22 protein-coding genes are annotated in these 21525 nt (G+C 66.3%); 13 read left to right on the forward strand and 9 right to left on the reverse strand.

The window, feature by feature from the left end:
* Window positions 1-156: 156 nt before the first annotated feature.
* From uraD to purM, 6 genes are read left to right on the forward strand one after another with little or no spacing between them, the layout of a single operon-like run.
* Window positions 157-654, forward strand: a complete 498-nt coding sequence (gene uraD / locus ACIP90_RS14230) for a 2-oxo-4-hydroxy-4-carboxy-5-ureidoimidazoline decarboxylase (RefSeq protein ID WP_400580063.1) — start codon at window positions 157-159, stop codon at window positions 652-654.
* Window positions 651-989: a hydroxyisourate hydrolase gene (uraH, locus tag ACIP90_RS14235; RefSeq protein ID WP_400580064.1), complete on the forward strand. Its 339-nt coding sequence runs from the start codon at window positions 651-653 to the stop codon at window positions 987-989. Before uraD ends, uraH begins: the two co-directional genes overlap by 4 nt.
* 10 nt (window positions 990-999) lie before the next feature.
* A complete protein-coding gene (locus ACIP90_RS14240) occupies window positions 1000-1857 on the forward strand; it encodes a fumarylacetoacetate hydrolase family protein (protein WP_400580065.1) in 858 nt (285 codons plus the stop codon).
* A gap of 27 nt (window positions 1858-1884) precedes the next feature.
* Window positions 1885-2313: a hypothetical protein gene (locus tag ACIP90_RS14245; RefSeq protein ID WP_400580066.1), complete on the forward strand. Its 429-nt coding sequence runs from the start codon at window positions 1885-1887 to the stop codon at window positions 2311-2313.
* 47 nt (window positions 2314-2360) lie between these two features.
* A complete protein-coding gene (purF, locus tag ACIP90_RS14250; RefSeq protein WP_400580067.1) occupies window positions 2361-4076 on the forward strand; it encodes an amidophosphoribosyltransferase in 1716 nt (571 codons plus the stop codon).
* Complete coding sequence (purM, locus tag ACIP90_RS14255) at window positions 4073-5266, forward strand: phosphoribosylformylglycinamidine cyclo-ligase (RefSeq protein ID WP_400580068.1); 1194 nt, start codon at window positions 4073-4075, stop codon at window positions 5264-5266. The genes purF and purM overlap by 4 nt, the downstream gene beginning before the upstream one ends.
* A gap of 5 nt (window positions 5267-5271) precedes the next feature.
* On the opposite strand, the gene ACIP90_RS14260 is transcribed toward purM, so the two are convergent.
* Together ACIP90_RS14260 and ACIP90_RS14265 are read right to left on the reverse strand one after the other, a co-directional pair.
* Window positions 5272-6111 (reverse strand): VOC family protein, encoded by an 840-nt coding sequence (locus ACIP90_RS14260; RefSeq protein WP_400580069.1) that lies wholly within the window; start codon window positions 6109-6111, stop codon window positions 5272-5274.
* A gap of 283 nt (window positions 6112-6394) precedes the next feature.
* A complete protein-coding gene (locus ACIP90_RS14265) occupies window positions 6395-6628 on the reverse strand; it encodes a DUF3073 domain-containing protein (RefSeq protein WP_205652002.1) in 234 nt (77 codons plus the stop codon).
* A 466-nt stretch (window positions 6629-7094) separates the two neighbouring features.
* Between ACIP90_RS14265 and ACIP90_RS14270 the strand changes: the two genes are divergently transcribed.
* Entirely contained in the window at window positions 7095-7721 is a 627-nt protein-coding gene (locus tag ACIP90_RS14270) for a septum formation family protein (RefSeq protein ID WP_400580070.1), read from the forward strand.
* A 26-nt stretch (window positions 7722-7747) separates the two neighbouring features.
* On the opposite strand, the gene clpB is transcribed toward ACIP90_RS14270, so the two are convergent.
* Window positions 7748-10405: an ATP-dependent chaperone ClpB gene (gene clpB, locus ACIP90_RS14275; RefSeq protein ID WP_400580071.1), complete on the reverse strand. Its 2658-nt coding sequence runs from the start codon at window positions 10403-10405 to the stop codon at window positions 7748-7750.
* A 226-nt stretch (window positions 10406-10631) separates the two neighbouring features.
* Here clpB and ACIP90_RS14280 point away from each other — a divergent pair, with 226 nt between their 5' ends.
* Window positions 10632-10967, forward strand: a complete 336-nt coding sequence (locus tag ACIP90_RS14280; RefSeq protein WP_400580072.1) for a hypothetical protein — start codon at window positions 10632-10634, stop codon at window positions 10965-10967.
* A gap of 21 nt (window positions 10968-10988) precedes the next feature.
* On the opposite strand, the gene ACIP90_RS14285 is transcribed toward ACIP90_RS14280, so the two are convergent.
* The 5 genes from ACIP90_RS14285 to ACIP90_RS14305 form a co-directional block, all read right to left on the reverse strand.
* Window positions 10989-11774 (reverse strand): S1 family peptidase, encoded by a 786-nt coding sequence (locus ACIP90_RS14285; RefSeq protein WP_400580073.1) that lies wholly within the window; start codon window positions 11772-11774, stop codon window positions 10989-10991.
* A gap of 61 nt (window positions 11775-11835) precedes the next feature.
* A complete protein-coding gene (locus tag ACIP90_RS14290; RefSeq protein WP_400580074.1) occupies window positions 11836-12954 on the reverse strand; it encodes a sulfate/molybdate ABC transporter ATP-binding protein in 1119 nt (372 codons plus the stop codon).
* Complete coding sequence (locus ACIP90_RS14295) at window positions 12951-13883, reverse strand: ABC transporter permease (protein ID WP_400580075.1); 933 nt, start codon at window positions 13881-13883, stop codon at window positions 12951-12953. Before ACIP90_RS14295 ends, ACIP90_RS14290 begins: the two co-directional genes overlap by 4 nt.
* Window positions 13884-13894: 11 nt before the next feature.
* Window positions 13895-14719 carry a molybdate ABC transporter substrate-binding protein gene (gene modA, locus ACIP90_RS14300; protein WP_400580076.1) on the reverse strand — a complete coding sequence of 275 codons (825 nt, stop codon included), beginning with the start codon at window positions 14717-14719 and terminating at the stop codon, window positions 13895-13897.
* Complete coding sequence (locus ACIP90_RS14305; protein ID WP_400580077.1) at window positions 14716-15126, reverse strand: molybdopterin-binding protein; 411 nt, start codon at window positions 15124-15126, stop codon at window positions 14716-14718. The genes modA and ACIP90_RS14305 overlap by 4 nt, the downstream gene beginning before the upstream one ends.
* Before the next feature lie 188 nt (window positions 15127-15314).
* Between ACIP90_RS14305 and ACIP90_RS14310 the strand changes: the two genes are divergently transcribed.
* Window positions 15315-16466, forward strand: coding sequence for a metallophosphoesterase (locus ACIP90_RS14310; RefSeq protein WP_400580078.1), 1152 nt, complete (start codon window positions 15315-15317; stop codon window positions 16464-16466).
* Here the strand turns inward: ACIP90_RS14310 and ACIP90_RS14315 are convergent, their stop codons facing one another.
* The gene (locus ACIP90_RS14315) at window positions 16467-17351 is read right to left on the reverse strand and encodes a glycoside hydrolase family 16 protein (protein ID WP_400580079.1); all 885 of its coding nucleotides are present in this window, start codon (window positions 17349-17351) and stop codon (window positions 16467-16469) included. It abuts the gene before it with no gap.
* 308 nt (window positions 17352-17659) lie between these two features.
* Here ACIP90_RS14315 and ACIP90_RS14320 point away from each other — a divergent pair, with 308 nt between their 5' ends.
* From ACIP90_RS14320 to ACIP90_RS14335, 4 genes are all read left to right on the forward strand, one after another.
* Window positions 17660-18454: a glycosyltransferase family 2 protein gene (locus tag ACIP90_RS14320; protein WP_400580080.1), complete on the forward strand. Its 795-nt coding sequence runs from the start codon at window positions 17660-17662 to the stop codon at window positions 18452-18454.
* Window position 18455: 1 nt separating this feature from the next.
* Window positions 18456-19454 (forward strand): glycosyltransferase, encoded by a 999-nt coding sequence (locus ACIP90_RS14325; RefSeq protein WP_400580081.1) that lies wholly within the window; start codon window positions 18456-18458, stop codon window positions 19452-19454.
* 73 nt (window positions 19455-19527) lie between these two features.
* Window positions 19528-20592, forward strand: a complete 1065-nt coding sequence (locus ACIP90_RS14330) for a hypothetical protein (RefSeq protein ID WP_400580082.1) — start codon at window positions 19528-19530, stop codon at window positions 20590-20592.
* 47 nt (window positions 20593-20639) lie between these two features.
* Window positions 20640-21521: a DUF4031 domain-containing protein gene (locus tag ACIP90_RS14335; RefSeq protein ID WP_400580083.1), complete on the forward strand. Its 882-nt coding sequence runs from the start codon at window positions 20640-20642 to the stop codon at window positions 21519-21521.
* Window positions 21522-21525 lie beyond the last annotated feature (4 nt).

Raw genomic sequence — 21525 nt, forward strand, 5'->3', positions numbered from 1 at the left:
GCGTCCTTCCGCTTCACTATTACGTATGCTGAAATAACAGTTCCATGATGCGGAAGAGCCGAGTAGCGAACAGGGTTCGGGCTTCGCCGGGAGAGGACCCGGCATTCCGCATAGCCGTCACCATGGATGCCAGCACCTGCAGAGAGAACAACAAGCATGAAGCTTGCCGAATTCAATGAAGCGGACCGCGCCGCCGCCAGCGCCGTGCTCCGGCCCTGCATCGACGTCCAACGCTGGGTGGACCAGATCGCCGATGCCCGTCCCTTCGCGTCCTGCGACGCACTGCTCGGCTTCGCCCGCGAAGCCGCCTCGCCGTTCACTCCGGACGAGGTTGAGGCCGCTTTGGCCCACCACCCTCGGATCGGTGAACGCCCGACGGCGGCGACCGCGGAGGCGTCCATGTCCCGTTCCGAACAGGCGGGAGTCGACCCCGCGGACGCGAAGGTCACAGAGGCACTGGCCGCCGGAAACCGCGCGTATGAGGAGAAGTTCGGCCGCGTTTTCCTGATTCGCGCCGCCGGCCGCACGACACCGGAAATCCTGGCGGCACTGCAGGAGCGCCTGGCCAACAGCCCCGCCCAAGAAGACGTCATTGTGGCGCAGCAATTGCGCGAGATCGCGCTGCTGCGCCTGGAAGGAGTGATCAGCGAATGAGTGTTTCCCACGTAACCACCCACATTCTCGACACCGGCGCGGGGCGCCCGGCGGCGGGGGTCGCCGTCGTGCTTTACGCGAACGACGGCGGCCGCTGGACACAGCTGGCCAGCGGCACCACCGATGCGGACGGCCGCGCGAAGGACCTCGGCCCCGAGGAGCTGGCCCCGGGCAATTACCGGCTCAACTTCGCCACGGGCGACTACTACGCCGGCCTCGACACGGCCACATTCTTTCCCGAGGTGGACCTCATCTTCGAGGTGACCGGCCCTGAGCACTACCACGTGCCGCTGCTGCTGAGCCCGTTCGCCTACTCCACCTACCGCGGAAGCTGAAAGGACGAGCATGCGGCTGATGCGCATTGGCACGACCGGGAACGAGATCCCGGTCATCATCGACGACGAGGGCAAGGCGCACGACCTGAGGCCCGTCACCGCCGACATCGACGGCGCCTTCCTGGAAACCTGGGCCCACGAGCTGGACGACCTCGACCTGACCGGCCTGCCGCTCGTTTCCATCGAGGGGAAGCGGATTGGGGCGCCCATCGCCCGCCCGGGCGCGGTGATCGGGGTGGGGCTGAACTACGCCGGGCATGCCGCCGAATCGGGCCTCCCCGCGCCCGAGCGGCCCATCATCTTCTTCAAGCACCCCAACACCGTGGTTGGGCCCAACGATGACGTCGTGATCCCGCCGGGCGCCCAGCGCGTGGACTGGGAGGTGGAGCTCGGGGTGGTGATCGGCCGGCGCGCCAGCTACCTCGGGTCCAACGCCGCCGCCGCAGCCTGCATTGCGGGGTATGTGCTTTCCAATGACGTCTCCGAGCGGGAATACCAGCTGGAACATTCCGGGCCGCAATGGTCGCTGGGCAAATCCTGCCCCACGTTCAACCCGCTGGGTCCGTGGCTGGTTCCCGCCGCGTCGGCAGACGCCGGCAGCATCGACCTCGCATCCTGGGTCAACGACGAGCCGCGGCAGAAAAGTTCAACGCAGGACATGATTTTCGGCGCAGCAGAACTCGTCCGCCGGCTGTCCCAGTACATGGTGCTCGAGCCGGGCGACCTGATCACCACCGGCACCCCGGCCGGCGTGGCGCTCTCGGGCCGCTACCCGTACCTCAAAAGCGGGGACGTCATGCGCATGTCCGGCGGGGAGGTGCTCGGCGAACAGCGGCAGCGGCTCGTGGACGCTCCGGTTCCAGTCTGACACTGCCCTGACAGTAGGCTAGATGGCATGGCCTCTGAACCCACCCCAGAACGGCGCGAGAACGCTGAACGGCGCGAAAACCCTGAACGGCGCGAGATCACCGTACGCCGCGCACCCAAGTACGTCCCGTTCCTGATTCTCGGCGGGCTCGTGGGCATTGCAGTGGCGGCGGTCATCGCCTATGCGCTGCCAGGCAACAACACCTACGACCCGGGGACGGTCTTCGGCTTCTTCATGGTCCTGTGCGGGGCCGGCGGTGTGATCCTCGGCGCAATTGCGGCGCTGGTCCTGGACCGGGTGAGCGTCAGGCGGACGCGGCACGCCGTCGTCGAGGCCGTCCCCGAGACCGAAGAGCAGCCGCTTCCTGACGCGGAACAGCCCGGGCCGGGCGCCGCTGGGCAGCCTGCTCCCGGGCACCGGCAGGACAACGGCAACGGGCCGGACCTCCGGTCATAAACGGGCCGCCGGAAGTTCCTTACCTGATGACGTGAGATAATCGACCAGTGGCACGCGGCGATGGAAAACTTTCTCATGATCTTCTCCCTGGCGAAAAGGGCCCTCAGGACGCATGCGGCGTCTTCGGGGTGTGGGCACCAGGCGAAGAAGTAGCAAAACTCACCTATTACGGGCTGTATGCATTGCAGCACCGCGGTCAGGAGTCGGCTGGCATAGCCACCAGTGACGGCAAGCGGATCAACGTGTACAAGGACATGGGCCTGGTATCCCAGGTTTTTGACGAGACCACCCTGAACACCCTGACGGGGCACCTTGCTGTCGGCCACTGCCGGTACTCCACCACCGGCGCCAGCCACTGGGCAAACGCCCAGCCCACCCTTGGTGCCACGGCCACCGGTACGGTCGCCCTGGCCCACAACGGCAACCTGACCAACACGGCCGAGCTCAATGCCATGATCAACGACCGCAACGGCGGCCAGCTCAGCGGCGAAATGAAGCAGGGCAACACCTCGGACACCGCCCTGGTCACGGCACTGCTCGAAGGCGAAGAGGGCAAAACCCTCGAACAGACCGCCATCGAGCTGCTCCCGAAGATCAAGGGCGGCTTCTGCTTCGTGTTCATGGACGAAGGCACCCTGTATGCCGCGCGGGACACGTTCGGCATCCGTCCGCTCTGCCTCGGCCGGCTGGAGCGCGGCTGGGTGGTAGCTTCTGAGCAGTCAGCACTCGCCACTGTCGGCGCGAGCTTCATCCGCGAGATCGAGCCCGGCGAGTTCATCGCCATCGACGAGCAGGGCGTGCGGTCCCAGCGCTTCGCTGAGCCGACGCCGGCCGGCTGCGTGTTCGAATACGTCTACCTCGCCCGCCCCGACGCCGCAATCGCCGGGCGCTCCGTCTACGAGTCCAGGGTGGAGATGGGCCGCCAGCTGGCCCGCGAAAACACCCAGGAAGCGGACATCGTCATCCCGGTGCCCGAGTCCGGCACCCCCGCCGCCGTGGGCTACGCCGAGGAATCCGGCATTCCGTTCGCCCATGGCTTCGTCAAGAACTCCTACGTGGGCCGCACGTTCATCCAGCCGTCCCAGACTCTCCGCCAGCTCGGCATACGGCTCAAGCTCAACGCCCTGGAATCCGTCATCCGCGGCAAGCGCGTCGTGGTGGTGGACGACTCGATCGTCCGCGGAAACACCCAGCGGGCCATCGTCCGCATGCTCCGCGAAGCCGGCGCAGCCGCCGTGCACGTGAAGATCTCCTCCCCGCCCGTCCAGTGGCCCTGCTTCTACGGCATCGACTTCGCCTCCCGGGCGGAACTGATCGCCAACGGCGCCACCATCGAGGAAATCTCGCAGGCCATCGGTGCTGATTCGCTGGCCTACATTTCCGAGGACGGCATGATCGGCGCCACCCGGCAGCCCCGGGAGCGCCTGTGCACCGCATGCTTCACCGGCAAGTACCCCATCGAGCTCCCGGGCTCGGACAAGCTGGGAAAGAACCTGCTCGAGCGCACGGACCTCGGCGGCCTCCCCGCGGATGCGGCCCGCCCAGATGCGGCCAGCACCGCTGCTCCCGCCGCGGGCGCAGCGATCCCCGGCAACCCGGACAGCATCACCGTCACGGAAGATCCGGCCGAGAAGCCCGGCGCAACGGGATGCGACCCCGGCCCGGATTCCGAATTTGAGAACCTGCTGACCGAGGCCGACCTCGTGCCTGAAGTTCACCACGACGCTGCCCCCGTCGGCGCTGACAAGAAAGAGTCCGTATGACTTCCGCCTCCCCCACTGCTGACATGAACGCTGCCCAGAGCGGCGTGGCACAGAACACCGCCGGCATCACATACGCCTCCGCCGGCGTCGACGTCGAAGCGGGAGACCGCGCCGTCGAACTCATGAAGGATGCCGTCAAAGCGACGCACAACGCCTCGGTGATCGGCGGCGTTGGCGGTTTCGCAGGACTTTTCGACGTTTCGAAGCTCCTGACCTACAGGCGTCCCCTGCTGGCCACGTCCACGGACGGCGTCGGCACCAAGGTGGCCATCGCCCAGGCCATGGACATCCACGACACCATCGGATTCGACCTCGTGGGCATGGTGGTTGACGACATCGTCGTGGTGGGCGCCGAGCCGCTGTACATGACGGACTACATCGCCTGCGGCAAGGTGGTCCCCGAGCGCATCGCGGACATCGTCCGCGGCATCGCGGCTGCCTGCTCCGTGGCCGGTACCGCCCTGGTGGGTGGCGAAACGGCCGAGCACCCGGGCCTGCTGGGCGAACACGAATACGACGTCGCCGGTGCTGCCACCGGTGTTGTCGAGGCCGATGCCCTGCTGGGCCCGGACCGCGTCCGCGCGGGCGATGTGGTGATCGGCATGGCGTCCTCGGGCCTCCACTCCAACGGCTACTCGCTGGTCCGCCGCGTCATCAACCACGCTGGCTGGGCCCTGGATCGGCAGGTTTCCGAGCTCGGCCGCACCCTGGGTGAGGAACTGCTGGAACCCACCCGCGTCTACGCTGCTGACTGCCTGGACCTGGCCCGGACCTTCCCGGTGGCCGCAGGCTCTGCCACGGGTGGCAAGGCCGTGCACGGGTTCAGCCACGTCACGGGCGGGGGCCTCGCAGCCAACCTGGCCCGTGTCCTGCCTCAGGGCCTGGTAGCCACCGTGGACCGTGCCACCTGGGAGCTGCCGGCCATCTTCAAGCTGGTGTCCGAGCTCGGCCGCGTCCCGCTGGCTGACCTCGAGCGCACGCTCAACCTCGGTGTGGGCATGGTGGCGATCGTCTCTGCCGACGCCGCCGACGCTGCCGTGGCCCGCCTCAACGAGCGCGGACTGCCGTCCTGGATCATGGGCACGGTCAGCGCCGACTCCGATTCCATCCTCAAGACCGGACCGGACTACGTCCAGGGCGCCAAGGGAGTGGACGGCGGCGCCGTCCACATGGTCAACACCTACGCGTAAATCCGCTAAACCTCCAGGACGCTGAATACCCCGCCCTGCGGGTCCTTCAGCGTGGCGATACTTCCGGCGTCCTCCACGAATTCGGGCTCCACGAGTACTTCGGCTCCCGCCGTCACTGCTGCGAGCACGGCTTCTTTGACGCTGGACACTCCGAAGTAGACCTGCCAGCCACGCCGGGCACGGGCCTCGGCGTCGTCTGCGGCCGGCTCATTCCCCGGCTCCGCATCCCTGGTACCGCCCTCCTCCCCGTTCCCGGGGACGGGGGCTATGCCGGCCACCTCGGAGCCGCGGACGATCAGCGTGGTGTACGTTCCGCCGTCGTCCTGGGGGTACTCGGTCACCTCGTGACCGAAAATCTGCTGGAAAAATCCGACGGCGGCCCGGGGCTCGGGGGTCAGGAGTTCGGCCCAGGCGAAGGCCCCCGGTTCATTGTGCCGCCCGCTGCCTGGATGCGTTCCGGCCTGCCAGACGCCCGTGGCACCGCCGCCGGGCGGCTCCAGGAACACCATGACGCCGGTGTCCCCCACATCTTCGGGCCCAAACTGCACCGTGCCGCCCGCGTGCGGCGCCTCCTCGGCCACTGCCTGAGCGTCGTCCGCGGAGAAGTACACGTTCCACTGCGCTGGGGTGCCTGATGCCTGCTGGGCGGGATTCTGCGGCGCCACAACCGCGACGAGGTCATCGTCGATGAAGGCCTTCGAGTAGCTGCGCCCGTCCGGCGTGGGCAGGTCCTCAAAGCGCCATCCGAACACAGCGGCATAAAACGACTTGGCGGACCCTACGTCCGGAGTCTGGACGTCTGCCCAGCACACTTCCCCATGGGCGTACCCGCTTCGCTGAACCATGCCAACTCCCTTCGCCGGACTGAAACCCCTAACAGCCTAGTGGAGTCCCGGCCTTCGAGTCCCAGCGTCCAGGAAGCAGAAAACCCGCCGGGCACGCCAATGGCTGGCATGCCCGACGGGCCTGTTAACTTGGTGGCCGCGCTCGCTTTAGGGAGAGCTTCCGTGAAAGAAAACTCTCTCCGAAACGAAGGGTGCCGGAATGTGACGACGGTAGGTGACGCCGAACCGAAGTGTACGACGCCGCGTGCAGCCGAAAGCCTTACGGCAGGTTCCGGCTGTACGACTAACCGATCCGACGGGTGTCTACCTCGTCGTCGTCGTCTTCCAAATCGTCCGCGTACTTATCCACGTAGGCTGAATAGTCCGGTTCGACCGGTTCATTCGCGAAATGGCTCGTGGCACGACTTCCTGGACCCGTGAGCTCACGCTGAAGGGCCGAATAGTCAGTGTTCGGGGAGTAGTACTTGATGTCCCGAGCCTGCTTGGTAGCTTTTGCCTTTTGACGGCCGCGCCCCATGGCGTGACCCCCTTTTGTACTTGGACCGGAGGTGGTCACCTTGGCGATCGGTGAGGCCCCGGAATGATTGGTCAATTTGTCGTATCCCTAGATTACATGCTTTCGGCGGCAACTGCTCGCCACCGGTGCGTCGGCCGGGCCGGTGTCGGGGCTACAACCGCGGCAATCATGGGGTAGGAGAGGAAATTTTCGGTAGAGTCTCCTGAACGAGTGAAATAGGCCGGTCAGGGAAACCTGCGCTGGGCAGCGCCGGAAACCCGGCAGCACAGCAAGCCGGACAGCGCCGGAGACCCCTCCAGCAGTCGCTGGAGGAAGCTGGTCCGAGGCCGCGCAACCGCATGGAAGGGGTGCTGAGCCAGTGAACGAAGGCAATCCAGTCCCCGGCGCCGGGCCTCGGCCCATCCCGCCGCCCCCCGTCGTCCCGCCGCGGACTGCACAGCCTGACCCGCAGGTTTCCGGCCCTCCTGTGTCTGACCCTCCTGTGTCCGAGCCGCAGGTTTCCGAGCCGCAGGACGGCTCCTCAGCACCCGGGACGAATCCCGTCGAGGAGCTTGGACCCGGTCTGCAGCAAAACCTTATGAAAGCGGGCTTCCTGGTCGCGTTGCTGGCGGTGGCCGGCATGCTCGTGTGGATCCTCGGTTCGCTGCTGGCCGGCGCCACGCTCCAAGCCGTCGGCGAGCCCGGGCCGGCCGCAGCCCCGGCGTCCGCTCCCCCGCCCCCGGCAACACCGCGCCCCAGCCTCCCCGTGAAGGGTGTCCGCCCCCTGGACTTCAGGGTTGGGGACTGCTTCAAGGACTTTGACGCCTCGGCGGCCGACGCCACTGTGGTGGCCTGCACGTCGGGGCATTCCGCCCAACTTGTGGCCATCCACCGTTACCCGGCCGGGGACTCTTTCCCGGGCGCCAAGGAAATGAAGGCAAAGGGCCGGGAAGCATGCCAGGCTGCGAAGCTGAACAGCAAGACCAACGCCTATGTGCTGACGTACCAACTCGCCTACCCCAGCCCCGACAGCTGGCGGCAGGGAGACCGCCGGGTTGATTGCTACATCACTTCCGCTTCGGGGAACATCATCAAGACCAGCCTGCTCCCCTAAGACGATCCCAAGCAGCGGTGACCCCGTCACCCCTTCCTGCGCACCGAGAGTCCACTTCCTGCCAGGGCGCGGCCGTCAGGCGTTCCCATGGCCTCCAACGCCTCGATGGTGAGTTCGTTGACGTCGGCCGCTGTATCCACGAGCACCGTGTCGCCGTCAGAGATCTCCCCGGCGAGAATCGCCTTGGCCAGCCGGTCGCCGATCTCACGCTGAACGAGGCGGCGCAGCGGGCGGGCTCCGTAAGCCGAATCGAAGCCGGACATGGCCAGCCACGCGCGGGCGGCGTCGGTCACCTCGAGGGAGAGCCGCCGCTCGTGGAGGCGGCCGGAAAGCTCTGCCACCTGCAGCTCGACGATCCGGGCCAGTTCCTCCACTGTCAGGGCGTCGAACAGCACTACTTCGTCCAGGCGGTTCAGGAACTCCGGCTTGAAGGACGCGTTCACGGTGGCCATCACGGCTGTGCGCTTCGCCTGCGCGTCCAGGGTGGGGTCCACCAGGAACTGGCTTCCGAGGTTGGAGGTCAGCACCAGGATCACGTTGCGGAAGTCCACGGTGCGGCCCTGGCCGTCAGTGAGCCGGCCGTCGTCGAGCACCTGCAGGAGGATGTCGAAGACCTCCGGGTGCGCCTTTTCCACCTCGTCCAGCAATAGCACCGAGTAGGGACGGCGGCGGACGGCCTCGGTCAGCTGGCCGCCCTCCTCATAGCCCACGTAGCCGGGAGGCGCGCCGACAAGCCGGGCCACGGAATGCTTCTCGCCGTATTCGGACATGTCAATCCGCACCAGGGCGCGTTCGTCGTCGAAAAGGAACTCCGCCAGGGCCTTGGCCAGCTCAGTCTTACCCACACCGGTGGGACCGAGGAACAGGAAGGAGCCGGTGGGCCGGTTGGGGTCACTGATGCCGGCACGGGCGCGGCGCACTGCGTCGGACACGGCCTGCACCGCCTTGGACTGGCCGATCAGGCGCCTGCCAAGTTCCTCTTCCATGTGCAGCAGCTTCTGGCTTTCGCCCTGCAGCATGCGTCCGGCAGGGATGCCGGTCCACGCCGAGATGACCTCGGCGATGTCGTTGGCTGTGACTTCTTCCGCGACCATCAGGGCAGACTTGTCAGCGACGGCGGCCTCGGCCTCGGCGGCGGCGTTCAGTTCACGCTCCAGGGCCGGGATTTCGCCGTACAGGATCCGGGAGGCGGTTTCCAGGTCACCCTCACGCTGCGCCTTGTCCGCCGTGGACCGCAGCTCGTCCAGCTTGGCTTTCAGGTCCCCGACGCGGTTGAGGCCCGCTTTCTCGGCCTCCCAGCGTGCGTTAAGGGCGGCCAGCTGCTCTTTCTTGTCCGCCATGTCAGCCCGCAGGGCGGCCAGGCGCTCCACCGAGGCGGCGTCCGTCTCGCCCTGCAGGGCAAGCTCCTCCATGGTGAGCCTGTCGACGGCGCGGCGCAGCTGGTCAATCTCCTCCGGGGCGGAGTCGATCTCCATGCGCAACCGGGATGCAGCCTCATCCACGAGGTCGATCGCCTTGTCCGGCAGCTGCCGGCCGGAGATGTAGCGGTTGGACAGCGTCGCGGCCGCCACCAGCGCGGAGTCGGCGATAGCCACCTTGTGGTGGGCCTCGTACCGCTCCTTCAGGCCGCGGAGGATGCCGATGGTGTCATCCACGCTGGGCTCTCCCACGTATACCTGCTGGAAGCGCCGCTCGAGTGCCGGGTCCTTTTCGATGTTCTCGCGGTATTCGTCGAGGGTGGTGGCACCGATCAGCCGCAGCTCGCCCCGGGCCAGCATGGGCTTGAGCATGTTGCCGGCATCCATGGCGCTTTCACCGGTGGCCCCTGCACCCACCACCGTGTGCAACTCATCAATGAACGTGACGATCCGGCCTTCGGAGTTCTTGATCTCCTCGAGGACAGCCTTGAGGCGCTCCTCAAACTCGCCGCGGTACTTCGCGCCGGCCACCATGGATGCCAGATCAAGGGCGATCAGGGTCTTGCCGCGCAGGCTCTCCGGCACGTCGCCGGCCACGATCCGCTGGGCCAGGCCCTCGACGACGGCCGTCTTGCCGACGCCAGGCTCACCTATCAGCACAGGATTGTTCTTGGTCCGGCGGCTGAGCACCTGGATGATGCGGCGGATCTCGCTGTCGCGGCCAATGACCGGATCGAGCTTGCCCGAGCGTGCCACGGCAGTGAGGTCAGTGCCGAACTTTTCGAGTGCCTGGAAGGTGTTCTCGGGATCGGGCGAATCGACCTTGCGATCGCCCCGGACGCCCGGCAGCGCCGCCGCCAGCGCCTCGTGGGAGGCGCCGGCGTCCCGCAACAGCCTTCCCACGCCGTCACTGCCCGCCGAGAGTCCCAGCAGCAGGTGTTCGGTGGAGACGAAGGTGTCTCCCAGCTTGTCCGCCTCGTTCTGCGCATTTTGAATTGCCTGCAGTGCAGGCCGGGACAACTGAGCCTGCTGGACCGAGCTTCCCGAGGTGGCGGGCAGCGCCTTGATGGCGGTGCTCGCCTGGACGCTGACGGTGTCCGGGTCCGCGCCGGTGGCGCGGAGGAGGGCGACGGCGACGCCCTCGCGCTGATCCATCAGCGCCTTCAGCAGGTGCGCCGGTTCCACCTGGGGATTCCCCGCCGTCGAGGCGTTCATTGCTGCCGCCGAAAGAGCCTCCTGGCTCTTGGTGGTGAATTTGACGTCCAAAGAGAGCTCCTTTCGGGATGTTATTTCTAAGTTGAGTCTACTACGCTCAACTTTGCTGAAGGCACCCCTGGAGCCTTCGTTTGCCCACAGCGAAACGCCCTCTCAGGGCAGGTGAACTTCGGGAAAACCATCGCTCTTGAACTGTATCCCTGCCGCCCGAATCCCCCTAGGATCGACCTGTGACCTGCGACGACCGTTAATCGCATACGTGAACCGAGGAGCCCCCATGAAGAAGTTTGTAGTTCTTTACAACGCCCCCCAGTCGGCACAAGCGCAGATGGCAGAAAGCACGCCGGAGGCAGCCCAGGAAGGCATGAAGGCGTGGATGGAATGGGCGCAGCGTGCAGGCGACGGGATCGTAGACATGGGCAATCCACTGGGCGCGGGCAAGGAGGTCACCGCCGCCGGCACCTCAGACACCAGCACGAACGTCGCCGGGTACGGAATCCTCCAGGCTGAGGATGCGGACGGCGCCCTCGCCCTGCTTGAAGGCCACCCGCACCTCATGATGCCCGGCGCCAACATCCAGGTCTACGAAGCCCTGGATCTGCCGGGGATGTAGCTCTGGCGGAATGAAACCGCGTCAGAAACCTGTGATGCCGATGGTCCCTGTGATCCAGCCGAAGTTCCGGGCAATGGACGCGTGGTCGCTGTAGTACTGCGAGTAATCCGATGGGTTCCCGCCGGGCAGGACACTGGATTCGGAGAGCACACCTGCCAGCTTGCCGTCCACCATCAGCGGACCACCGGAGTCTCCGCCAATGGGATGCCCCGACTGAGAATTGGTGCGGACGGATGCTCCGCCGTAGGTGTCCGATCCCGGTCCGGTGACGGTGACATCGGCAGTCTTCAGGAAGTACGACATGCTGCCGGATCCCTCGGCCTGGTAGCCCCAGCCGTAAACCTTGGCCGCTGTACCGGGGGCGGGCACGGAAGAGGAAAGGCCCACGTAGGCCCCGGCGTAGGGTGAGGACAGCTTGAGCAGCAGAAGGTCACCCATGGGTGACGCGTAGCGCGCAGCCACTGCCCGGACAGCCCCGTGCGCCTCCAGATACGTGCTGCCGAGGCGGACCGACCTGAGGCCCGGTGAGTCGCAGTGCTTGGCCGTGATGACCCAGCTGGCGGAGATTTGGCTTCCCGCGCAGCGAACGTCGGTGCCTGTGGCATCGAACGAGATCTGGGCCGCCGCAGGAGCCGCGAAAATGGATGTCGGGCTCCCTCCGGCGACCTTCCGGTTCATGGTCCCGCCTCCGCTGCCCTCCTCCGTGACGCCGGCGTGCCTCTCACCAGTCGGAGCTGCGGCGGCGGGCAAGGGTGCCAGCAGTGCGGCGGCAGCGGCAACTGCGGCCAGGGCTTTGGCGGTCTTCAAGAACTGTCTCCTTTGCAAGAGGCCGGACGGTCGGCCATGGTCATTCCTTGGGCATGCCCGCTCATGCCGGGTAGACGGACACCGCCCCGGCCTTGATCACGAAGAACACGGCCATTCCGGGGGTGAGCCCCAGATCTGCTGAGGCAGCGGGCGTGACATCCGCGGAGAGGTCCCCCGCCCGGACGCGGATCTGGTCGCCGTGCGGCTCCAGGTCCGTGATCGTGACCGGAAAGGAATTCCGGGGACTGCCGTGCGCTTCGGTCAGGAAAACCGAAACGGCCGACGGCGGGAACACCGCCACGCCTGCCTGGCCCGGAGCAGCGGCTCCGGCATCCAAACCAGACCATTCTTCCACGGCTGCCCCCGCGGCTTGAGCCGTTCCTGTGTCGGGGTGGGAATCTTGCTGCCCGGTGATGTCCTGCCCGGCGGCGGTCCTGAGACCATGGTCCGTCAGGGTGCCCGGTATCAGGTTGAGGCCGGCCAGGCCCGCCACGAACCTGCTCCGCGGCCGCTGCAGGACCTCGCGCGTGGGACCGGACTCGATGATCCTGCCGCCCTCGAGGACGATCACGCGGCCCGCGAGCATCAGCGCGTCCAGGGCGTCGTGGGTGACGATGATGGCCCGCCGGCCGGCCAGTACCCGCTTGAGAAGCCTGCGCAGCAGCGGGGCGGCGTGGACATCCAGGGCGGCCATGGGTTCATCGAGCAGCAGCAGCCCGGGATCGGCGGCCAGTGCCCGGGCTACCGCCACGCGCTGGGCCTGACCGCCGGAAAGTTCGGCTGGCTTCCGCCCGGCCAGCCCGCCAGCGTCCACCGCCTCGAGCCAGTGAAGCGCGGTTTTCCTCGCAGCACGCCGGGATTCACCCCGGCTTCGGGGGCCGAACGCCACGTTCTCCAGGGCCGTCAGGTGCGGGAAAAGGAGTGGCTCCTGGGCCAGCAGGGCGGTGCCACGGTGATGCGGCGCCATCCAAGCCGGCCGGCCGGAGCCAAGGCTGAACAGGGTCCTGCCATCCAGATCGGCCGTGCCCGAGTCCGGGTGCAGCAGCCCGGCGATGACGGCCAGCAGGGTGGATTTTCCTGCACCGTTGGGGCCCATGATTGCCACCGTCTCCCCGGGACCTACTGTCAGGTCCACGTCAAAGCCGCGCGCCGCCACCGCGGCTTTCAGCCGGAAGCTCACCTACTGCCCCCGCCCCGGCCGGGCACCGCCGTCGTACGCTCTTCGTTTCCGGACCTGCCGGCAGCGCTGGGCCCCGTATTGAACGGCCCCGCACTCAAGAGGCCGGAACCGAAGGGTCCGGCCGGTGGCCGCCGCGGGCCGCGGTAGGACACCGCCACCACGGTTACCGCTACGGCCACCAAAACGAGGGAAAGTGCGACGGCGGCGTCGGCGTCGGTTTCGCGCTGGAGGTAAATCTCCAGCGGCAGCGTGCGGGTGACACCCTGCAGGCTGCCCGCGAACGTGAGGGTGGCGCCGAATTCACCGAGGCTCCGTGCGAACGACAGCACGGCTCCGGAGGCAAGACCCGGCAGGACCAGGGGCAGCGTCACCCGGCGCAGAACCGTGCCGGGACGTGCCCCGAGCGTTGCCGCCACGGCCTCGTAACGCCCGCCGGCGGTCCGCAGTGTGCCCTCCAGGCTCACCACGAGGAACGGCAGCGCCACGAACGTCTGGGCAAGGACCACTGCGGTGGTGGAGAAGGCGATCTGGATCCCCAGGACCTCCAGGCTCCGGCCCAGCAGCCCCTGCCTGCCGAACGTGTAAAGGAGGGCGATGCCACCCACCACCGGTGGGAGAACCAGCGGCAGCAGCACGAAGGACCGGAGCAGCCGCTGCCCGGGAAAGCTGCCCCTGGCCAGCACCAAAGCCAGCGGAACGCCGAGCACGATGCACAGGACCGTGCTGGCGGCGGATGTCCGCAAGCTGAGGCTCAGGGCGGTGAGCGACGATTCGGATGTCACCAGCGGAATGAACTGGGCCCAGTTGACCCTGCCGGCCATGGCGGCGAGCGGGAGCAGTACGAGCAGTCCGCCTGCCGCAGCGATGAAGTAAATCCAGGACGGAATGCCGGTGTAGGCGCCGTGTGTCCGCCGCTGGCCGGTCCTCATCGGCTCAGGTTTCATTGGGCCGGGCTTCGGTCCGGTGGGGCGGGGACGCCGAAACCGGCGTCCTCCAGTGTTGTCCGCCCCTCGGTGCCGGCAACCAGGGCGATGAACTCCGCCGCCAACCCCGTGTTCCCGCTGGCTTCGAGCGCAGCGATCGGGTAGGTGGTCACGGCCTTGCCGGCCTCGGGGAACGGGATCCCTTCGACCTTGCCACCGGCGCTCTTCACATCCGTGGTGTAGACCAGGCCAGCGTCCGCCTCGCCCGACGTGACCTTGCCCAGGACATCGGCGACCGATGATTCCTCGCTCACGGGTTTGAGCGCCGTGCCCGTTTCCCTTTCGGCATTTTCAGCCGCCGCGCCGCATGGCACCTGGCTGGCGCAGACCACCACCCTCACTCCGGGCCTGGCGAGGTCCGCAAAGGACGAGATCGATGCCGGGTTGCCTGCCGGGACGGCGATCTCGAGGATGTTGGTGGCAAAATTCGTGGCGTGGCCGTGAATAAGCGAGGCGTCCGAAAGGCGCTCCATGTTCCGGGTATCGGCCGAGGCGAACACGTCGGCCGGGGCGCCCTGGGAAATCTGCGTGGCCAGGTCCGAGGACCCGGCGAAGCTCAGGCTGACTTTCGTGCCGGGATGGCGGTTCTCAAATTCAGCGGCGAGCCGGGTGAAGGTTTCCTTGAGGGAAGCGGCCGCGAACACGGTGAGGGTACCGGAACGCTGGGGAGTCCCGCTGGCCACCGAATGTCCCGACAGGCCCGGGGCGCAACCGGACGCAGCCGCCACCAGGAGGGCGGAAGCGGCCAGCAAGGCGGCGATGCGGGTGCCGGGGAACCTCATACGGCGCTCTTCCCCCGTGGCGTTTCCACAATCACTGTGGTGGCTTTGACCACGGCGGTGGCCACGGATCCCAGTTCGAGCCCCAGTTCGCGGACAGCTTCGCTGCTCATGAGGGACACCACACGAAAGGGCCCGCACTGCAGTTCCACCTGGGCCATGACCTTGTCAGCAGTGATGCCGGTGACCAGTCCAACAAAGCGGTTGCGTGCCGAACTGCCTGTTCTGGACGGGTCATCCGGAAGGTGCGCCTGCTTGCCAGCCAGCTGGGCCAGTTCCAGCCCATCCACGGCCAGCCGCCCGGACGCATCCCGGTGCGGCGTCAGGCTGCCGGACTCAGTCCAGCGGCGGATGGTGTCGTCACTGACGCCCAGGAAGCGGGCAGCCTCGGAAACGCGGATCATGGCCATCTCACAAGCCTATCCCGCTTCTGCGGTCTTTTCTCCATAAATCCGCCGCAGTTGCGTTCCAAAAAGCGAGAAGCCTCCGCCTCTGGTTTGGGCCGCCCTCCAGCGTTACGCTAGGGCGCAAGCATGTTCATGCTTTCGTCCCAGCCCGAGCTGTGGCGTCAGGTTCCATGTTGGTGATGCGAGGGATCATGAGTGGACCGAAAGGTACCAGGCTCCGGGTGAAAGCCCTCCCCGCCGCGGCGGTTGTGACCGCGACGTTGTTCCTGACGGGGTGCCAGCCGGCTGCCACGCAGCCGCCGCCGGCAGGCATTCCCACCGCGTCGGAGACTGCAGCCGCGTCGGAGACTGCAACCCCTGAAACTCCGGTCCTGCGGCGGACGCCGGATCCGGGCACCACTGCGGGAGTTTCCGCCGCCGCACCACGGTCTGTCCACTTCACCGCCCAGGGCGACGTCGGCATGGGCAAGGACGCCAAACGGGTGCTGGATACCATCGCGGGCCTGAAGCCCCAGCTGAGTCTTGCGCTGGGTGACTTCAGCTACCAGGCCGGGAAGGAAAAGGAGTTCTGCGCCATGGTCGCCGAAAAGCTGGGGGCTGACTTCCCGTATGAGCTGATCACAGGAAATCATGAGAGCGACGGCCACGACGGCGATATCAGGAACTTCGTCCAATGCCTGCCCAACAGGCTTCCGGGCCTCAAAGGCGAATACGGAACACAGTGGTATGTGGACGTTCCGGAGCAGAACCCGCTGGTACGCATCATCATGGTGTCGCCCGGCATCAAATTCCAGGACGGCAACAAGCTGGACTATTCCAAGAACAGCCCCCGCTGGCTCTGGACCGCGGCGGCCGTGGATGCGGCCAAGGCGAAGCAGATCCCCTGGACCGTGGTGGGCATGCACACACCCTGCCTCAGCATCGGCAAGTACGACTGTGTGGCCGGTAAAGACCTCACGAACATGCTGGTGGAGAAGAAGGTGGACCTTGTCCTGACCGGGCACAACCACTCGTACCAGCGGACCCACCAGCTAAGCCTCGGCAATGGCTGCACGGCGCTGGTTCCCGGGACGTTTTCTGCAGCCTGCGTTAAGGATTCGGATGCGTCCATGGCGAAGGGTGCCGGCACGGTCTTCGCTACATCCGGCCTCGGCGGAGCAGGGCTGCACCCGGTGAAAGAGGACGACTCGGAAATCCGCTACTTCGCGACCTGGTCCGGCCAGAACCGCCGCGCGGCGTTCGGCACGCTTGACGTCACCGCAACACCGGACCGGCTCGACGCAAGATTCGTTCCGGCCGAGGGCTCCTCCTTCAAGGATTCCTTCACCATCGAGAAGAAATAGCTATTCGGCCCGGGTCCACACACCAATCCAGTCCAGCTGGACATGCCCTTCCGTGCTGGGATCCGGGCATTTTGGCAGGCAGGACTCCGTCTGCAGGATCAGGTGCATAGGGGTTTTGGGGATGTTCTTGGTTGCGACCCCGATGGAGCGCCCGTCAAGGAAAAACTCCACCTTCCCGGGGCTCCACTCCATGGTGCCAACATGCCACTTCGTAAACGTCTTGTTCGAGTCGAACATCTTGAAGTCGGCAGGATCGTCACTCCTGAAGTGCACAGCGCCATGGGGCGATTCGGAGAGATCCCCTTCCGGGAAGTCGATCTCGCCGTCCCTGGGCCATTCGTCGCTGTTCGGCCACAGAAGCCACGCCATCTTGTAGCCCTTGAGGGCATCAGCCTTGAACCGGACCGAGTACCTCCCGTACAGAAAGCTGTTGTCCCGCCGCGGGTTCTCAGCCTTGTTGGGGAACCTGGGCCTGGGTGCCGCCCCCATGGATACGCCGTTTTCACTGTGGAGATACCAGTCCAGTACACCGTCCTTCACGCTCAGGACCTTGCCCGGGTAATACCCCGAATCCTTTCCCTTCTGGCCGGCCGTGTCCGGTGTGCCGTCCTTGTACCCCGCGCTCCACTGCGGGCGGTAGGCATCGCCCGGGAATTCTCCAATCGGAACGTCCCCCCGGTCGAAGTCTTCCCAAAACACCTGCTTCCAGCCGGGGAGGTCGCCCGAGGCCTTGTGGGACGGCGCCGGAGCGGACGTCCTTGGCCGCTCTATGGCCGCGACACTGCAGCCGGTCAGCACCAGGACGGTCGAAGAAACAAGCAGCCGGAGTAGCCCGGGACGGCATGAACTGCCCGGTGAAACCCCCCGCAGGCGGGCAATCCACATGGGGAAAGTCTCGCATCGGAGCCCTATGCACTCAATAGCCCCAAAAGGGGTGCGCAAAATGGCCGAAAACGCAGGGTGCCTTCAACTAATTCCAAGCTTTTCACAAGTCAGCAAATCAAACTTAGACGAGGGGGAGTGCAAGCAAGTTGCCTCCAGTAGCAGCGAGTGCCGGGTCTACGTCCTGGGCTTAGCAGCCAGGAAATCCTGCTACTGAGGCAAAAAGCAAACGACTCCATTGAGTGGTGAGGCTAGTGACCGTCCCGATACTCCTTTCAACACAAAGCTCTACAACTGCGCTCCCTGCAAGCATGCCTTCTGTCAGTGTTGTGATTCCCACGCTGAATGAGGCACTGAACCTTCCCTGGGTGCTTCGCCGTATGCCCTCGTATGTGGACGAGGTAGTGATCGTCGACGGACGCTCACTGGACAGCACCGTCGACGTCGCGCGGGCCCTTCGCCTCGACGTGGTGGTGGTCGCCGAGCCCAACAAGGGCAAGGGCGTCGCCGTCCGCGCAGGACTGGCCGCGGCCACAGGTGACATTATCGTCATGCTGGATGCCGACGGCAGCATGGACCCGCACGAGATCGGCTGGTTCGTGTCGCCGCTGCAGCATGACTTCGACTTCGTCAAGGGATCGCGCTACGTCACGGGCGGCGGCTCGGACGATATTACGTTGCTGCGAAGCGCCGGCAACCGGGCGCTGACTGGACTGGCCAACATGGTGCTCCGCAGCGATTATTCGGACCTGTGCTACGGCTATATCGCCATGCGCCGCGAGTGCCTCCAGGTCCTTGAGCTGGAGTCGGACGGTTTTGAAATCGAGACGGAGCTGATCGTACGGGCTTCACGTGCAGGGCTTCGCATTGCCGAGGTTCCCAGCCGTGAGCTTTCGAGGATCTCCGGAAACTCGAATCTCCACACGTTCCGTGACGGCTGGCGGGTGCTGCGAACCCTTGCCCGCGAGTATGTCGGGTGGGAAGCACCGACGGCCGGGGCCCGGCCCGAGGCGCTCAGACGGGTGAAGTACAAGTATCCGAGTATCGCCTTCCCACATGTCCCCACGGACCCCCGTACGGTCCTCGGTGCTACGGCAGGTGACTGAGATGTCCCGCTATTTCGACGTCCCTGACGTTTCAGTGGTGATCTGCTCCTACACGGAGGACCGGTGGGACATGTTGATGGCGGCGGTGGACTCCGTCCGCACCCAAACTGTCCCCCCTCGGCAGACGATCGTCGTCGTCGACTACAACAGCGACCTCTACAAGCGGCTCATCTTTACGGTGTCTGATGTGGTGATCCTCGAAAACACCGGGGCAAAGGGTCTGTCCGGTGCCCGGAACACGGGTGTTGGCGCGGCGACCACCGGCATTGTCGCCTTCCTCGACGATGACGCCCAGGCCGCACCCGACTGGCTCGAGCGCATGACCGCCATGTATGACGACCCCGATGTGCTGGCCGTGGGCGGCCGCGTTGATCCCGACTGGGAGGCCGGGCGGCCGGGCTATTTTGCCCCGGAGCTTGACTGGATTGTCGGGTGCAGCCACAGAGGGCTGCCCAAAGTCGCCGCGGAGGTCCGCAACGTCATCGGGGCGAACATGTCGTTCCGCTCAGAGGTCCTGACCGGCGTGGGCGGATTCAATACGGCACTCGGCCGACAGGATACTTTGCCCCTCGGATGCGAAGAGACCGAGATCTGCATCCGCGCAGTCATCGGCTCCCCCGGCTCCCGGATCGTCTACGAGCCCGAGGCCGTGGTGCGGCATTTCGTCCCGGCCACCCGTGGATCGCTGAAATACATGTTGAGCCGCGCCTGGTCCGAAGGGATTTCCAAGGCCCAGGTGAGCAAGGTTGTGGGACACAAGAGGGCTCTCGGGCCAGAACGCCGCTACGTCCGAAGGGTACTTCCCCGCGCCGTGTTCCTGGGAGTCAAGGACTGGCTCGTCGGCAAGGACAAAGACGGACTGCGCCGCGCTGCGACGGTTGTTGCGGTGCTCGCCGTCACCACCTGCGGATACGTCCAGGGCCGCAGGTTTCCCGGTGAGCCGGTTGGCGCGGAACCCGGGCAGGACGCCGCCCCCGCCAGTTGGCGGGAAGTCAGCTGATACCTGCCGTGAACTCCGTTAGCAGTGCCGGGGCGTCGAGACGCCCCGGCACTGCGAGCCGAAAAAGGACGTGATGAAGGACTCAGACGCGTCGACCGGAGCGAGTTTTGACGTCCACGGTCTCGTGGGCATTGAAGTGGACTCCGGCACGCCGGGCGGGTCCGAGTTACACGACGTGCTGGCGCCGTTCCGGGGTGGGTCCCGGTCTCCGCTGAAACTCCGCTTCTGCGGGACCGTAACCCCCATTCCAGAGCAGTCCCACGCGGACGGGCATCGCTTCACGGAGGACTCGCTCTATCTGCCCGCGCACGAGGTCCAGATCGTGGCAAACCGGCACGGTTATGTGATCCAGGGACGCGGCGAGCTGCTGTCTGCGCTCATACCCCTGCTGGACAGTCTGTGCATCAGGGCCAATGTGGCGATGATCCACGCTGCAGCGGTGGAGTACCGGGGTTCCGGAGTCCTGCTGCCGGCTTCGGGCGCGTTGGAGCCCGCCACGGTCACCAGACTCGCTGCACAGCCCGGGGTGCGCTTCATGGCCGATGACTGGTCCTTCCTGGATGCTGACGGAATGCTTCTGGGATACGCGAAGCCGATGCCGCATGGCCCGCCGGAAGGAACCAGGCACGCCGGCGGCATGAATCTGCTTCCCCAGCCGCCCGCACCGGAATGGCTGGCCAGATCCGCAGCCAAGCTGGCGGCATCAGCGCAGCCGATGTTAGAGCGATACCCCGCGGGCAGGGCTTTTGCCCGCAGCTGGTCGCCCCGGACAGTGCCCCCGGAGCAGATATTCGGCCCAGGCCGGATTTCGTCGGCCGCACTGACCCGGCTGGCCATCTTCCTTGAGCGCTTTGACGGCCGCGACGCGCGGTTGGAACCACGAAGTGCAGAGTGGATGACGTCACGGGTTGTGGGCAACTTCCACGCCGGGTTGCCCGCAGCGTCGCGGCGTCTGATCGAGGCGCTGGGCGCCACTGGGCTCGTCCCGCTCGAGGACCACTTCGGACAAAAGGCCGCCGTGGCCCGCCGGGCGCTCTCCGAAGTCCCGTGCTTCCTGCTGCGCGTGCCCGCATTCTGGCCCGCGGGGCGGACATCGGAGTACGTCGCCGGGCTCGTAAATTCCAAGCTGGAAGAGTGACGTGCTGCTAAACGTGGGTGTGCGCCCCGAAGACTAGACTTTGCTCCATGGCCATCTACCTTGATCCGCCACTTTGGCCTGCACACGAAACGCACTTTTCCCACCTGATCTCTGACACGTCCCTGGCGGAGCTGCATGCCTTCGCTGCGGCGGCGGGGATACCGGAGCGGGCCTTCGACGGCGACCACTACGACGTCCCGGAACGCCGGTACGACTCGCTGGTGGCCGCGGGTGCCATTCCCGTGGAAGCCCGGATCCTGGTCCGCAAACTCATTGCGAGCGGACTGCGGATTCCGGCCCGTGAGCGCACCAAGTCGCTGAAATTGCCGCTGCTGAACCGGTGGAACACGGTGATGCCCGGCCACGACGCTCTTTTCCTGGACCTTTTGGACCGCTGGAGCGAAAGCCACCGCCAGTACCACGGCTGCACTCATCTGCTGGCGGTCCTCGAGGCCCTCGACCTGCTCACGGAACCCGCCGGGCCGCCGCGCACTGTGCTGCTCGCGGCCTGGTTCCACGACGCCGTCTACCGCGGCGTCGCCGGCGAGGATGAGGAAGAGTCGGCACGGCTCGCCGAAGCCAGGCTTTCCGAGGCCGGCCTCCCCGCCCGCGAAATCGACGAGGTGGCCCGCCTGGTCAGGCTGACCTCCGACCACCGGCCGGCACCGGGGGACGACGACGGCGCCCTCCTCTGCGATGCGGACCTGTCCGTCCTGGGCGGCGAACCTGAGCCGTACTCACGGTATGTGGCCGCCGTCCGGAAGGATTACGCGCACATCGGGGACGCCGACTTCGCGGCCGGAAGGGCCGCCGTCGTCCGCCACCTGCTGGAACTCGATCCACTGTTCAATACGGAACGTGGCCGGGAGCTGTGGCTGGACGCTGCCCGGAGGAACCTCATGGGCGAGCTGGAGGCGGCTGAGCAGTGAGCAG

The sequence above is a fragment of the Arthrobacter sp. NPDC093139 genome (assembly GCF_044754165.1).
Lineage (GTDB): Bacteria > Actinomycetota > Actinomycetes > Actinomycetales > Micrococcaceae > Arthrobacter.

Excerpts from the sequence above, each read along its gene's own strand:
- uraD (WP_400580063.1), top strand. The coding sequence starts at position 157 with ATGAAGCTTGCCGAATTCAATGAAGCGGACCGCGCCGCCGCCAGCGCC.
- uraH (WP_400580064.1), top strand. The coding sequence starts at position 651 with ATGAGTGTTTCCCACGTAACCACCCACATTCTCGACACCGGCGCGGGG.
- ACIP90_RS14240 (WP_400580065.1), top strand. The coding sequence starts at position 1,000 with ATGCGGCTGATGCGCATTGGCACGACCGGGAACGAGATCCCGGTCATC.
- ACIP90_RS14245 (WP_400580066.1), top strand. The coding sequence starts at position 1,885 with ATGGCCTCTGAACCCACCCCAGAACGGCGCGAGAACGCTGAACGGCGC.
- purM (WP_400580068.1), top strand. The coding sequence starts at position 4,073 with ATGACTTCCGCCTCCCCCACTGCTGACATGAACGCTGCCCAGAGCGGC.
- ACIP90_RS14260 (WP_400580069.1), bottom strand. The coding sequence starts at position 6,111 with ATGGTTCAGCGAAGCGGGTACGCCCATGGGGAAGTGTGCTGGGCAGAC.
- ACIP90_RS14265 (WP_205652002.1), bottom strand. The coding sequence starts at position 6,628 with ATGGGGCGCGGCCGTCAAAAGGCAAAAGCTACCAAGCAGGCTCGGGAC.
- ACIP90_RS14280 (WP_400580072.1), top strand. The coding sequence starts at position 10,632 with ATGAAGAAGTTTGTAGTTCTTTACAACGCCCCCCAGTCGGCACAAGCG.
- ACIP90_RS14295 (WP_400580075.1), bottom strand. The coding sequence starts at position 13,883 with ATGAGGACCGGCCAGCGGCGGACACACGGCGCCTACACCGGCATTCCG.
- modA (WP_400580076.1), bottom strand. The coding sequence starts at position 14,719 with ATGAGGTTCCCCGGCACCCGCATCGCCGCCTTGCTGGCCGCTTCCGCC.
- ACIP90_RS14305 (WP_400580077.1), bottom strand. The coding sequence starts at position 15,126 with ATGGCCATGATCCGCGTTTCCGAGGCTGCCCGCTTCCTGGGCGTCAGT.
- ACIP90_RS14310 (WP_400580078.1), top strand. The coding sequence starts at position 15,315 with ATGAGTGGACCGAAAGGTACCAGGCTCCGGGTGAAAGCCCTCCCCGCC.
- ACIP90_RS14315 (WP_400580079.1), bottom strand. The coding sequence starts at position 17,351 with ATGTGGATTGCCCGCCTGCGGGGGGTTTCACCGGGCAGTTCATGCCGT.
- ACIP90_RS14320 (WP_400580080.1), top strand. The coding sequence starts at position 17,660 with ATGCCTTCTGTCAGTGTTGTGATTCCCACGCTGAATGAGGCACTGAAC.
- ACIP90_RS14325 (WP_400580081.1), top strand. The coding sequence starts at position 18,456 with ATGTCCCGCTATTTCGACGTCCCTGACGTTTCAGTGGTGATCTGCTCC.
- ACIP90_RS14330 (WP_400580082.1), top strand. The coding sequence starts at position 19,528 with ATGAAGGACTCAGACGCGTCGACCGGAGCGAGTTTTGACGTCCACGGT.
- ACIP90_RS14335 (WP_400580083.1), top strand. The coding sequence starts at position 20,640 with ATGGCCATCTACCTTGATCCGCCACTTTGGCCTGCACACGAAACGCAC.